Genomic DNA, 13,301 nt, shown 5'->3' with positions numbered 1-13,301 from the left:
TCGCAAAGGCGGAGCAGTGCGATATTGCAGCGCGGGCTGCTTGCGATCATGCTGCCGGGCCATGACCATCCCACGCCTTGCCGCGCCCCTGCTCGCCGCCCCGCTGCTGGCGGGCGTTTTTGCCCCCGCCCTGTCTGCCCATACCGGTGACACGCCCCACGCCCGCTCCGCGCCGATGGCGGTGCCGATCGCGCAGACCGTGCCCGATGCGCAGGACATTCCCTATCCCGGCACGATCCGGCTGGAGATCGATGCCAGCGACATCACCCGCGCGCTGTATCGCGTGAAGCAGACTGTGCCGGTGGCGCCGGGCACTACCAGCCTGATCCTGCAGCTGCCCAGCTGGCTGCCCGGCAATCACGCGCCGCGCGGGCCGATGAATCTGATCGCCGATATCCGGTTCGAGGCGGGCGGCAAACCGATCGCCTGGACCCGCGACCCGGTGGAGGTGAATGCGTTTCACCTGGCCCTGCCCGCCGGTACACGGGAGGTGGTGGCGCATTTCATCCACACATCGCCGCTCCAGACCAATGAAGGTCGCATCACCATGACGCAGGAGATGCTGAACCTGCAGTGGGAAAAGATGAGCCTTTATCCCGCCGGGCACTATGTGCGGCAGATCACGTTCGCCCCCAGCGTCACCTTCCCCAAGGGCTGGACCGCCTTTGCCGCGCTGGATGGCGAAAGCCGCAATGGCGACACCGTGCGCTGGGCGCCGGTGGATTATGAAACGCTGGTCGATTCGCCGGTGTTCGCCGGCAAATATGCCCGCGCCTGGGATCTGGGGCATGATGTGTCGCTGGATGTGGTGGCCGATGCGCCCGAGCAGCTGGAGCTGGCACCGGAAAATCTCGACAGTTTCCGCCAGCTGGTGAGCGAATCGATGGCTCTGTTCGGCGCGCGCCATTTCGACCGTTATGAGCTGCTGCTGGCGCTGACCGACCGTATGGGCGGGATCGGGCTGGAACACCATCGTTCGAGCGAGAACAGCTATGAGCCCAAGGCCTTCATCGACTGGGCCAATCTGGCGCATGACCGCAATGTCACCAGCCATGAGCTGGTGCACAGCTGGAACGGCAAGTTCCGCCGCCCGGCGCGGCTGTGGGCGCCCGATTACCGCCAGCCGACCCAGGGCAATCTGCTGTGGATGTATGAAGGGCAGACCCAGTTCTGGGGCTGGATCCTGGCGGCGCGGTCCGGCCTGCAGCCCAAGGAAACCGTGCTGGGCGCGATTGCCAATTCCGCCGGGCTCTATGCCACGCAGCCCGGGCGCGGCTGGCGATCGGTGGAGGACACCACCCATGATCCGATCATCAACGCCCGCCGCCCGGTGCCCTACCCCACGATCAGCCGGAGCGAGGATTATTACAACGAAGGCATGATGGTGTGGCTGGAAGCCGACCAGATCATCCGCGCCGGGACCGATGGCGCCCGTGGGCTGGATGATTTCGCCCGCGCGTTCTTCGGCACGCATGACGGCGACTGGGGCCAGGTCACCTATGAGTTCGACGACATCGTCGCCACGCTGAACGGCGTCTATCCGCATGACTGGGCCACATTCCTGACCACGAAATTCCAGACCCCGGGCCAGCCCGCTCCATTGGGCGGCGTGGAGCGCGGCGGATACCGGCTGGTGTGGAAGGCCGAGCCCAACCCCTATGAAGCCGGGCGGATGCGTTCGGGCAAGTATCTGAACCTGCTTTATTCGCTGGGCATGTCGATCAATGCATCGGGCGAGATCACCACGGTGATGTGGGATGGCCCGGCCTTCAATGCCGGGCTGGTCGATGGCGTATCGATCATTGCGGTTAACGGCACTGCCTATAGCGACACCGTGATGAAGCAGGCAGTGACCGCCGCGACCGTATCGAAGGAACCGATCGAACTGATGGTGAAGCGCGGCGATCGTTATCTGACCGTGCCGATCGCCTATCACGACGGGCTGCGCTATCCCTGGATCGAGCCGGTCGCCGAAGGTGAACAGCCGCTCGACCGCCTGCTGGCGCCCAGAGTTGCGGCCACCACCCCAGCGACCCCGGCCACGACCGGCGAGTAGGGCTAACGATGCCCGGCGCCGTGACCATCGGCAACCGGCTGGCGCCGCCGCGTTTCCTGTTGTTTCTGGCCCTGTTGCCGGTCGGTTATGGCTTGGATCGCTGGCTGTTTGGTGGGGCCGGTGCAAGTGCCGGCTGGATATCCGGCGTGGTCATCGCCTTCGACCTGGCGGCGCTGGTGTTTTTGCTGACCCTGCTGCCGCTGCTGCGCGACCGCACGCCCGAGGCGCTGCGGCGCCATGCGGCGGAAAACGATGCCAATCGCCCGCTGATGCTGGTGCTGACGACATTGCTGATGCTGGCGGTGATGGCGGCAATCATCGGCGAACTGCCGGGCGCCAGAGCCGGCGATGCGGGCGCCATTGCCCGGCTGGTGGGGACGCTCGTGCTGGTGTGGCTGTTCGCCAACAGCATCTACACGCTGCATTACGCCCATGCCTTCTACACCAGCGATGATGCCGGCCATGATCGCAAGGGGCTGGATTTTCCAGGCAATGACCTGCCCGATTATCGCGATTTTGCCTATTTCGCCTTCACGCTGGGGATGACATTCCAGACATCCGACGTGGCGATCACCACGCGGCCGCTGCGCGACGTGGCGCTGCTGCATTGTTTCAGCGCCTTCGTGTTCAACATCGGCGTGATTGCCTTTGCGATCAATGCGCTGGGTGGGGCGACTTGACCGTCCCACCAAACCGACAGACTTGCGGGGCGGCATAGCCGCCCCGCCCGGCTTTGCTGCTATTCCGCCGCTTCCAGGAAGCGGTCGTCGATCGAGACATCGGCCTGCCAGCTCTTCACCTCCGGCATGACCTTGTCGGCGAACAGGCGAATGTTCTTCACCGCATCGGCCTGCGCCATGCCGCCGAAATAAACATGCGGGAAAAAACCCTGCGGCCGGAAGATTTCCTTCAGTTCCCACATACGATCCAGGATCATCTGCGGCGTGCCGGTGACCGCACCCTTGCCGAAATCCTCGACATAGGGATCGATCGCGTCGGGCTGCAGCGTCATCTTCTCATAATGTTCATAGCCCTTGATCGTGGTGAAGATCCCGGGCTTGTCGAGGCTGTAGTTGCGGATCGCGGCGCGCATGGTGTTGCCCAGATATTTGCGGCCCTGTTCTTCCGCATAATCGGCGCTTTCATCCAGATAGAAATTGCCGCTGACCATCGGGGCCGGCGGCTGCGTGCCGGGACCGTGCACTTCCTGCCAGACCTCGGTATATTTGTCAGGCGGGGCTTCTTTCCCCCGCTGCGGCAGCATCAGCACCATATTGCCGAAACCATGGCGGGCGGCCGAATACATCGAATTGCCCGACAGCGATCCGCAGAACTTGCGCCCGGCGAAGCTGCGCACCGGACCCGGGCGCAATTCGCGCCGGGGAATGGTGCCATAGGCGCCCTCTCCCTCGATCACGCCGGTTTCCAGCGCCGGAATGACGACGTCCAGAATATCGGAATAGAGCGCACGCGACTGGTTCTGATCGATGCCCAGCCCGGCGAATTCTTCGGGCGAGAGACCGCCGCCAAAGCCCAGGATCGCGCGGCCATTGGACAGAAGATCGAGATTGATGATCTTTTCCGCCAGCCGCACGGGATTGTGCCAGGGCACGATGATGCATTGCGTGCCCAGTTTTATCCGCTTGGTCCGCCCGGCAATATAGGTGAGCAGCTGCAGCGGATCGTTCGACATCGAATAGTCTGTGAAATGATGTTCGGTGATCCAGACCGAATCGAACCCGAGTTCTTCGGCCAGGACGAGGTTTTCCACCTCTTCCCGAATAATCTGCGCGTCCGGATAATCGCGCCCGCGCTGATGCGCGAACCCCGTGGCAAGGCCTACATGCATATGTCTATCCTCTCCGATCCTGCGGGCGGCGACCTGCGTGGGCCATACGCTCCGAAAATCGGACAGGATGATGCCTTGTTTTACGTCGCGCAGCAATTCGACAGTGACAAGCCCGCGCTGCATGCGTAGCAGCGCCCCACAAATGCGTGACAAGTAATCGGAGAGGGTGCCGCACCCAAAAGGCCCGAACAGGGCGATCTAACAAGCGGAAACGAAATCAATCCATGAGAATTGAACATATTCCTGTCGGCGACAATGCGCCGGAAAGCCTGAACATCATCATCGAAGTGCCGCTGGGCGGCGAACCGGTGAAGTATGAATTCGACAAGGCGTCTGGCGCCCTGTTCGTCGACCGCATCCTGCACACGCCGATGCGGTACCCGGCGAATTACGGCTTCGTCCCGCACACGCTGTCGCCCGATGGCGACCCGCTGGATGCGCTGGTCGTGGCCCGTTCGCCCTTCATCCCCGGCTGCGTCGTGCGCGCCCGGCCGATTGCGGTGCTGAACCTGGAAGACGAACAGGGCGGTGACGAAAAGCTGGTCTGCGTACCAGTCGATTCGACCTTCCCCTATTACACCCAGGTCAATGAGATGGAGGATCTGCCCGAAATCGTGTTCAAGCAGATCGAGCACTTCTTCACCCATTACAAGGATCTGGAATCCGAAAAGTGGGTGCGCGTGGGCACTTGGGGCGGCGCTGCCGAAGCCCGTCAGGTCACGCTCGAAGCGATCGAACGCTACAACCAGGCCAAGGCCTGATGATTGCGCGCCAGCCTCTGCGGAGGCTGGCGCTGCATCCTGCCGCCTGCGCAGCCACCATGCTGCCCTGAGCGCGCCAGGCACTTTACCTTCGCCGAAATCCCTCTAGCCTGCCCCGAGAGCGTATCCCGATCCGATTGCATCGCATCGCCGCTCTATTTCCTTTTGTTGGCCGCAATTTCACCTGCTTGGAAATTGCTCAGGGGGGACATGCGTGAAACGCGCATCGGGCAGAATATCCATGACCGATGGCCCGCTGGCCGGGGTTCTGCTGCGCACCGCCGGGCCGATTGCGGCCGCCAGCATGGCGCAATCCGTCCATCAGATCGTCAATGCCTGGTTCGTCGGGCGGCTGGGTGCCGACGCCATTGCCGCCGTGGCCGCCAGTGGGCCGATGTTCGGCGTGCTGCTGTCGCTGGGCAGCGGGCTTTCCACCGCCGGGGCGGTGCTGGTGGCGCAGAATACCGGCGCCGGGCAGCAGCGCGCCGCAGACCGCGCGGCTGCGCAGACGCTGTTGATGGTGCTGGTGGTGGGCAGCTGCTTTGCGCTGATCGGGCAATTGGCGGCCCCGGCGGTGCTGCGACTGATCGGGGTCGATCCGGCCGTCGCCGGGCTGACGATGGATTATCTGACCATCACCCATATCGGGCTGGTGCCGATGTTTGCCTTCCTGGCGTTGCAGGCGATGATGCAATCGGCCGGTGAGGTGCGCTTTGCCATGCGGGCAATGTTCGGCGCCGTGCTCATCAATATCGCGCTCGATCCGCCGCTGATCTTCGGGATTGGGAGCTGGGATGGATTCGGCGTAGCCGGCGCCGCGTTGGCGACGGTGATTGCCCAGCTGATCGCGATGCTGGCCGTGCTGCTGCACATGATGTCCGGCCGGTCCGCGTTGCATCTGCGGCCCGCGGATTTCCGCCCAGACCGCCGCCATCTGCGGCTGGCCACGGGCATCGGCCTACCCGCATCGCTGGAACAGGGCGGCCGCACCTTCGGATCGCTGCTGCTGATGGCGCTGGCGGCGCTGTTCGGCACGGTATCGCTGGCCGCCTATGGCGTGGGGACGCGGCCATTCTTCTTCTGGTTTTCCCCGATGATCGGCCTGTCCATCGCCACCGCCGCCGTGGTGGGGCAGAACATCGGCGCCGGGAAGATCGCCCGCGCGGAAGAGGCGGCGCGGCTGTCTGCCTGGATCGCCTTTGTCGGTTTTACCCTCATCGGCCTGCTGCATCTGCCGCTTCTGCGCCCGCTGATGGCCGCCCTTGCTCCATCCGAAGCGGCGGTGATCGATCAGGCGGTCACATTCGGCTGGGCGGTGTTTCCCTTCATGGGGCTGATGGCGCTGACCCAGGCGCTCAACGGCGCTTTCCGCGGGGCCGGCAGCCCGGCGCAGGCGATGGGGATTTCGCTGATCATGCAATATGCGCTGCAGTTGCCCTTCGCCTGGGGCGTGGCGTTGTTCACCTCCTTGGGCGTGCTGGGGGTCTGGTGGAGCTATGCGTTTGCCAATGCGGTGACCGCCATCATCGCGGTGATGTGGCTGCGCAATGGAACCTGGCGCCGCAATCTGGTCGTGTCCGCGCCAGATTGACCCGTTGGGCCAGACAGAAGCCATGCAGGAATCTTGCCAATGGGCTTCAAACCCGCGCCGGGCGTGCTAAATCGCGCTGCATGAACACGCTCGATGATCCGATGATTGGTGGCGGCGCGCCTGTTACCCGCCATGATGAAGCGCCGGCCAATGCCGCCCCGCCGATCCCGCAGGGTGGGCTGGAGGTCATTTCCATCGCCAAGAGCTATGACAAGCGGGCAGTGCTGACCGATATCTCGCTGACCGTGGGCAAGGGCGAGGTGCTGGGCCTGCTTGGCCCCAATGGCGCGGGCAAGACGACCTGTTTCTATTCGATCATGGGGCTGGTCCGCCCCGACAGCGGCCGCATCCTGATGGATGGCGTCGATGTGACGAAGCTGCCGATGTATCGCCGGGCGATTCTGGGCCTGGGCTATCTGCCGCAGGAAACCAGCATTTTCCGCGGGATGACCGTGGAACAGAACATCAGCTGCGTGCTGGAAATGGTCGAACCGGACAAGGCCGTGCGCAAGCAGGAACTGGAACGGCTGCTGGAAGAATTCCACATCACCCGCCTGCGCGACAGCCCGGCGATGGCGCTGTCCGGCGGTGAACGGCGCCGCTGCGAAATTGCCCGCGCGCTGGCGGCCAAGCCATCGATCATGCTGCTGGACGAACCCTTTGCCGGGATCGATCCGCTGTCCATCAGCGATATTCGCGATCTGGTGAAGGATCTGAAGCGGCGCGGCATCGGCGTGCTGATCACCGATCACAATGTGCGTGAAACGCTCGACATCGTGGATCGGGCCTGCATCATTTATGGCGGGCAGGTGCTGTTTGCCGGCAGCCCGGAAGAGCTGGTGGCGGACGAGAATGTCCGGCGGCTGTATCTGGGTGAAGGCTTCACCCTCTGATGCCCCGCCTGACGCCCTCACGGGAAGGCTGACCCATGGCTCTCGGGCCAAGACTGGATCTGCGCCAGAGCCAGTCGCTGGTGATGACGCCGCAGTTGCAGCAGGCGATCAAGCTGCTGGCGCTGTCCAATCTTGAGATCGAAACTTTCATCGGCGACGCCCTGGAGCAGAATCCGCTGCTGGAAGCCGGCGAAATCGGCGTCGAGCAGCGAGATGAGCCGCCCGAATCGATCACCACCGAAGCGCCGACCGCCGATGAACTGATTCGACAGGGCGCGGGGGAGGCGGATGCGCCCCTGGATATCGATCCCGCCACGCTGGACCGGGATCGCGACACCGGGGACTGGTCGGCCCATTCCGCTTCCGCTGGTGGCGAGGAAGGCCCTGACATCAGCGAGCGCGGCGGCGACGGGCCAACGCTGGCCGAACATCTGGAGGGACAGATCGGCGCAGCCACGCGTGATCAGCGGATGGCGTTCATCGCCCGCTATCTGATCGGCCTGCTGGATGAAGCCGGCTATCTGGCGACGCCGCTGCATGAAGTGGCCTATGTGCTGGAAGTCACCCTGGCCGATGCCGAACAGGCGCTGGCGATCATCCACACGCTCGACCCCACCGGCGTGGGTGCGCGTTCGCTGGGCGAATGCCTGGCGCTGCAGGCCCGGGAAGCCGATCGTTACGATCCCTGCATGGCCAAGCTGCTCGACAATCTGGAACTGGTGGCGCGCGGCGCCTTCCCGCAATTGCGGCGGATGTGCCATGTCGACGAGGAAGACCTGGCCGACATGCTGGGCGAATTGCGCCGCTATGATCCGCGCCCCGGCCTGCGCTATGGTGCGGGGGAACGCGCGCCGGTGGTGCCCGATATTCTGGTGACGGCGACCGCCGATCACGGCTGGGACATTGCGCTGAACCAGGCGACCCTGCCCCGGTTGATCGTGAACCGAGAATATTATGTCGAGCTGCGCGGCGCGGGGGCCGATCGCGACACCAAGCGCTGGCTGAACGAGAAGCTGGCCGATGCCAATTGGCTGGTGAAGGCGCTGGACCAGCGGCAAAAGACCATCCTGAAGGTCGCAGCGGAAATCGTGAAGCAGCAGGACGGTTTCTTCCGCCATGGCGTGTCGCAGCTGCGCCCGCTGACCCTGCGCACCGTGGCAGAGGCGATCGAGATGCATGAGAGCACGATCAGCCGCGTCACCTCCAACAAATATCTCAACTGCGGGCGCGGCACATTCGAGCTGAAATATTTCTTCACCAGCGGCATTGCCTCTGCCGATGGCGAGGGCGCAGTGTCGGCAGAGGCGGTGAAGGCGCAGATCAAATCGCTGATCGATGCCGAGGACACGCGGGATGTCTTGTCTGACGACAAGCTGGTCGAACTGCTGCGCGACAAGGGATTCGACCTGGCCCGCCGCACCGTGGCCAAATATCGTGAGGCGATCGGCATCGGTTCATCAGTCCAGCGGCGGCGACAGAAAAAGCTGCAAAGCGCCGCCTAAGGCGCCGTTCAAGGCGTAAATGGATGCTGGCAGCGGGGCGCCGGCACGAAATTGTTAACGCCGGCTTCACCTGTTTACCCCTGATTAACCTTTTTCCTTCAGAGATGCTGTGGTTAATAGAAGGAACACCTCCTGCACGGGGGATAGTGCAGGTTTGAACGGGGGATATCCCAATGCGTGTGCTGCTGATCGAGGACGAGCCTACCACCGCGAGAGCGATCGAGCTGATGCTCTCTGCCGAAGGTTTCAATGTCTATTCAACGGATCTGGGCGAAGAAGGCCTCGATCTGGGCAAGCTGTATGATTATGATATCATCCTGCTCGACCTGAACCTGCCCGATATGCATGGCTACGATGTGCTCAAGAAGCTGCGCGTGGCCAAGGTGCAGACCCCGGTGCTGATTCTGTCCGGCATTTCCGAGATGGAATCCAAGGTGCGCAGTTTCGGCTTTGGCGCCGATGACTATGTCACCAAGCCGTTCCACCGTGACGAGCTGATCGCCCGCATCCATGCGGTTGTCCGGCGTTCCAAGGGCCACAGCCAGTCGGTGATCCGCACCGGCAAGCTGGGTGTGAACCTGGATGCCAAGACGGTCGAGGTCGATGGCGCCCGCGTCCATCTGACCGGCAAGGAATACGCCATGCTGGAGCTGCTTTCGCTCCGCAAGGGGACCACCCTGACCAAGGAAATGTTCCTCAACCATCTCTATGGCGGGATGGACGAACCCGAACTCAAGATCATCGACGTGTTCATCTGCAAGCTGCGCAAGAAGCTTTCCAGCGCCTGCGGCGGGGAAAACTACATCGAAACCGTTTGGGGCCGTGGCTATGTGCTGCGCGATCCCGGCGAAGAGGTGGAAGCGGCCTGATACTGACCATCGATCACACCGATAAACAGCGAGAACCGCCCCGCAGCGCTTGCTTCGGGGCGGTTTTTCGTTAGCGGGCTGGCGCTATGACTGCTTACAAATCCGGCGATCCGACCACGCTCAACCGCCTGTATGGCCGTTCCAAGGGCAAACCCCTGCGCGACGGGCAACAGGGACTGGTCGATACGCTGCTGCCGCAGATTGCCGTGCCCGTCGAAGGGCCGGTGACCGCGCAACGGCTGTTCGGCGACGATCGCGCGCTGCATTTCGAAATCGGTTTCGGCGGCGGCGAACATATGGCTGCGCGTGCCGACATGCTCCCCGACCACGGATTCATCGGGGCCGAACCCTTCGTCAACGGCGTGGCCCAGGCCCTGTTGCACGTCAGTGGCGGCAACTCGGATGGATCGGGCGACCGCCGGCCGCCGATTCCCAATGTGCGCATCCACCATGGAGATGCGTTGGAGGTACTCAATCGCGTCCCCGACGGCGCGCTGAGCTTCGCCTATCTGCTGCATCCCGACCCCTGGCCCAAAGCACGCCATGCCAAGCGGCGGATGATGAACGACGGACCGGTCAATCTGATCGCCGCCAAGCTGAAGCCGGGCGGGGAATTTCGTTTTGGCACGGATCACCCGATTTATCTGCGCCACGCGCTGATGGTGATGCGGCGACATATGCATCAGTTCGAATGGCTGGCAGAAGGCCCGCCCAGCTGGCAGATCCGTCCCGGTGGCTGGACCCAGACGCGCTATGAAGCCAAGGCCAGGCAACAGGGGCATGAGGTCTGGTACTTCCGTTACCGGCGAATCTGAGATCGGCGAGACCCGAGCGACAAGGCGCGGACAATTGTAACATCGCTGGCACGCTGCGCGTAAACAGATTGCTTAGAAACGCCGCATTAAACAATATTCAACCTCCCACGCGCCATATTTGGTATTGATAATATCATTACTATCATGTTGTAACATTTGGGCGCAGAAGGGCACCCTCGATCACCTACCAAGCCAGCGGGCAGTGCGGTTACGTTTGACGCGAAAAGCAACCTCTTCCGAACGTTCATCCGCCGTTCTTGCTGGCCGCAAATATGGTTTGCATTCCATCATCATCGTCGGCGTAATGGCCACCAGCCTGGTGATCGTGGCGATCGTAGGTGCGGCGATGTGGAACGCTTCCCATTCGCTGACCAATCTGTCCCTTGCCCTGCTGGAAACCAGCGCCCGCACCACTGCCAGCACGGTCGAGACTGAAATCGACGCGCGGGTCGCCACTCTGGAGGCGGTGGCGGCGCGTAATGGACTGATCGGTCCGGGCCAGGTGCCGGCGCAGTCCGATCTGCTGGAGGATGCCGAGATCGTCGTCGCGCCCGGCGGCCGGTTTCCGCAAACGATGCCGCAACTGACGATGATTACCGACCGGCATGGCAAATCCATGGCGCTTTCGAACAGCTTTACCCGCCCAGGTAGCGACCGGCCGCTGCTGGCGATCGCCATCCCCGCACCCGTGCCGGGTGACCCGCAGCGGATGATCGCGATGGTTCAACCGCCGCAACAGCTGATTCAGACTCTGCAGAGCCATCCGGCCGCAACGGACCAGCTGCTGCTGGGCGTGCTGGACGCCAATGGCGTGATTTTGGCACGGTCGCGCGATGCGGCCAAATTGATCGGCACCCGCGCCCCCGACTGGGTCAAGATGCAGGAGCGCAAGGGAGAGACCGGCAATTTTTCCGCCCGGACACCCGAGGGAACGCAAATCGCCTTCGCTTTCCACCGGCTGCATGACACCCCGGGCTGGATCGTCGTGGTGGGCGAACGGATGACGACCTTCACCACCCGCTGGCAATCGCCGGTGTCGCTGGTGACCCTTGCCAATGTTCTGGGCCTGCTGCTGGCGCTGATGGCGGCTTTCGGTCTGGCACGGCTGATCCTGGGGCCGTTGCGCACGCTGGCCAAGCACAGCCAGCGGGTTGTGCATGGCGACAGCGGCGACATGCCCCCGCTGGAGCTGAATTCCCCGGTGCGCGAATTCGATATGCTGCAGGACAGCCTGGCCAATGCGCAAGCCGTGCTGCACAATCGGGCTGAGGCGCTGAAACAGGCACTGGAAGTGCTGGCACAGAGTGAACGCCGCTATCGCGCCCTGGCCGAAGCCGGCACGCTGGTGTCTTTTCGCGGTGATGCCTCAGGACGCATCACCGCCGTCACCGGTTGGGAAAAGCTGACCGGAATTCCCGATTCCGATGCCCCGCTGCGCTGGCGCCGGCAGGTCCACCCCGACGATCTGCCGCACATTATCGAAAGCATGCGCCATGCCTTCGACAGCAAGCCAACCGTCAGCATGGAATTTCGTGTCCGCACGCTGGAGCGCGGATGGCGCTGGGTTTGTTCGCGCAGCGTGCCCGTGCTGGATAGCGACGGCACCGTGATCGAATGGGCCGGCGTTGTGGAGGATGTCCATGACCGCCACATCGCGCAGGAAAAGATCGAGTATCTGGCGCATCATGACAGCCTGACCGGGCTGCACAGCCGCGCCTTCCTGGAAGAAACCCTGCCCGCACAGATCGATTGCGCACGCCATTCCGGCGAACAGCTGGCGATCCATCTGATCGATATCGACAAGTTCAAGGAGGTGAACGATTCCGCCGGCCACGCCGCCGGCGACCGCTTGCTGCGCGCGATTGCCGCCGTGCTGGAAGACCGCAGCACGCCCAATGTCTGCGTGCGCTGGGGCGGCGATGAGTTCGTGGTGATCCAGCGTATGGCGGCCGGTGATGCCGATCCTGCCGCATTCGGCGACGACCTGCTCACCTGCATCGGCAAGGTTCCGTCTCCCACGACGACCGGTTTTGCCTCAGCTTCGCTTGGCTTTGCTGTGTTCCCTCGCGATGGAGAAAACGCAAAGATTCTGATGCGCCATGCGGATATGGCATTGTACCAGGCCAAGCATGCCGAAGCCGAGGCAGCCTGCGCTTTCACGCCGGAAATGGCGCAGCGCATCCTGATGCGGCGCGAGCTGGAGAAGGATCTCTACCGCGCAGTATCCGAACGCTCGCCCGAACTGAGCCTGTGTTACCAGCCGCAGGTCCGCGCCGCGGATGGCAAGCTGATCGGCTATGAGGCGCTGGCGCGCTGGACCCACCCTGTGCACGGGCCGATTTCGCCGCTGACCTTCATTCCGATTGCCGAGGAAACCGGGATCATCAATCAGCTGGGGCGGATCGTGCTGGAAGACGCCTGCGCTGCAGCCACCCATTGGCCCGACGACATTGCCATTGCGGTCAATCTGTCGGCGCTGCAGGTTAACCGTTACGAGCTGGTGCCAATGGCGCATGACATTCTGGTCCGCGCGGGGCTGGCGCCGCGCCGGCTGGAACTGGAGGTGACCGAAAGCGTGCTGATCCGCGATCGCGACGTGGCGCTGCATGTGCTGCGCCAACTCAAGGGCTTCGGCATGAAGATCGCGCTCGATGATTTCGGCACGGGCTTCTCCTCGCTCGAATATCTGAACATCTTCCCCTTCGACAAGGTGAAGATCGACAAGTCCTTCATCTGGAACATGAAGGACAGCCCGCATGCCACTGCGATCGTCAAATCAATCGCCAATCTGGGCGAGATGCTGCGCTTTGAGGTTTTGGCCGAAGGGGTGACCGAAACCTATCAGGCCGATGCCCTTCGCGCGATGGGATGCGATTATTTCCAGGGCTATCTGTATGGCAAGCCGATGGAATTTTCCGATACGCTGGAGGCGCACCGGCGGCTGGCGCAGATCGGTTAAAACGGC

10 protein-coding genes are annotated in these 13,301 nt (G+C 63.0%); 9 read left to right on the top strand and 1 reads right to left on the bottom strand.

Annotated elements, in window-relative coordinates; genetic code table 11:
- The first annotated feature begins 61 nt into the window (after positions 1-61).
- A complete protein-coding gene (locus GRI97_RS14415) occupies positions 62-2,056 on the top strand; it encodes a M61 family metallopeptidase (protein ID WP_161391911.1) in 1,995 nt (664 codons plus the stop codon).
- A gap of 20 nt (positions 2,057-2,076) precedes the next feature.
- Complete coding sequence (locus GRI97_RS14410) at positions 2,077-2,736, top strand: DUF1345 domain-containing protein (protein WP_328598568.1); 660 nt, start codon at positions 2,077-2,079, stop codon at positions 2,734-2,736.
- Positions 2,737-2,795: 59 nt separating this feature from the next.
- Here the strand turns inward: GRI97_RS14410 and GRI97_RS14405 are convergent, their stop codons facing one another.
- Positions 2,796-3,905, bottom strand: a complete 1,110-nt coding sequence (locus GRI97_RS14405; RefSeq protein ID WP_161391909.1) for an LLM class flavin-dependent oxidoreductase — start codon at positions 3,903-3,905, stop codon at positions 2,796-2,798.
- 224 nt (positions 3,906-4,129) lie between these two features.
- Between GRI97_RS14405 and ppa the strand changes: the two genes are divergently transcribed.
- From ppa to GRI97_RS14370, 7 genes are all read left to right on the top strand, one after another.
- Positions 4,130-4,666, top strand: a complete 537-nt coding sequence (gene ppa / locus GRI97_RS14400; RefSeq protein ID WP_161391908.1) for an inorganic diphosphatase — start codon at positions 4,130-4,132, stop codon at positions 4,664-4,666.
- Between the two features lie 214 nt (positions 4,667-4,880).
- Positions 4,881-6,257 carry an MATE family efflux transporter gene (locus tag GRI97_RS14395; RefSeq protein ID WP_161391907.1) on the top strand — a complete coding sequence of 459 codons (1,377 nt, stop codon included), beginning with the start codon at positions 4,881-4,883 and terminating at the stop codon, positions 6,255-6,257.
- A gap of 101 nt (positions 6,258-6,358) precedes the next feature.
- Positions 6,359-7,150 (top strand): LPS export ABC transporter ATP-binding protein, encoded by a 792-nt coding sequence (gene lptB / locus GRI97_RS14390; protein WP_161392203.1) that lies wholly within the window; start codon positions 6,359-6,361, stop codon positions 7,148-7,150.
- Positions 7,151-7,185: 35 nt separating this feature from the next.
- Positions 7,186-8,652, top strand: a complete 1,467-nt coding sequence (gene rpoN / locus GRI97_RS14385; protein ID WP_161391906.1) for an RNA polymerase factor sigma-54 — start codon at positions 7,186-7,188, stop codon at positions 8,650-8,652.
- A gap of 173 nt (positions 8,653-8,825) precedes the next feature.
- Complete coding sequence (gene ctrA / locus GRI97_RS14380) at positions 8,826-9,521, top strand: response regulator transcription factor CtrA (RefSeq protein ID WP_161391905.1); 696 nt, start codon at positions 8,826-8,828, stop codon at positions 9,519-9,521.
- Positions 9,522-9,607: 86 nt separating this feature from the next.
- Entirely contained in the window at positions 9,608-10,336 is a 729-nt protein-coding gene (trmB, locus tag GRI97_RS14375; protein WP_161391904.1) for a tRNA (guanine(46)-N(7))-methyltransferase TrmB, read from the top strand.
- Positions 10,337-10,613: 277 nt separating this feature from the next.
- Positions 10,614-13,295 carry a bifunctional diguanylate cyclase/phosphodiesterase gene (locus GRI97_RS14370; protein ID WP_161391903.1) on the top strand — a complete coding sequence of 894 codons (2,682 nt, stop codon included), beginning with the start codon at positions 10,614-10,616 and terminating at the stop codon, positions 13,293-13,295.
- The last annotated feature ends 6 nt before the right edge of the window (positions 13,296-13,301 follow it).

The organism is Croceibacterium xixiisoli (genome assembly GCF_009827305.1).
Lineage (GTDB): Bacteria > Pseudomonadota > Alphaproteobacteria > Sphingomonadales > Sphingomonadaceae > Croceibacterium_C > Croceibacterium_C xixiisoli.
This window is presented reverse-complemented; position numbering and strand designations above follow the sequence as displayed.

Coding starts and splice junctions, on each gene's coding strand:
- GRI97_RS14415 (WP_161391911.1), top strand. CDS start 62: ATGACCATCCCACGCCTTGCCGCGCCCCTGCTCGCCGCCCCGCTGCTG.
- GRI97_RS14405 (WP_161391909.1), bottom strand. CDS start 3,905: ATGCATGTAGGCCTTGCCACGGGGTTCGCGCATCAGCGCGGGCGCGAT.
- ppa (WP_161391908.1), top strand. CDS start 4,130: ATGAGAATTGAACATATTCCTGTCGGCGACAATGCGCCGGAAAGCCTG.
- lptB (WP_161392203.1), top strand. CDS start 6,359: ATGATTGGTGGCGGCGCGCCTGTTACCCGCCATGATGAAGCGCCGGCC.
- rpoN (WP_161391906.1), top strand. CDS start 7,186: ATGGCTCTCGGGCCAAGACTGGATCTGCGCCAGAGCCAGTCGCTGGTG.
- ctrA (WP_161391905.1), top strand. CDS start 8,826: ATGCGTGTGCTGCTGATCGAGGACGAGCCTACCACCGCGAGAGCGATC.
- trmB (WP_161391904.1), top strand. CDS start 9,608: ATGACTGCTTACAAATCCGGCGATCCGACCACGCTCAACCGCCTGTAT.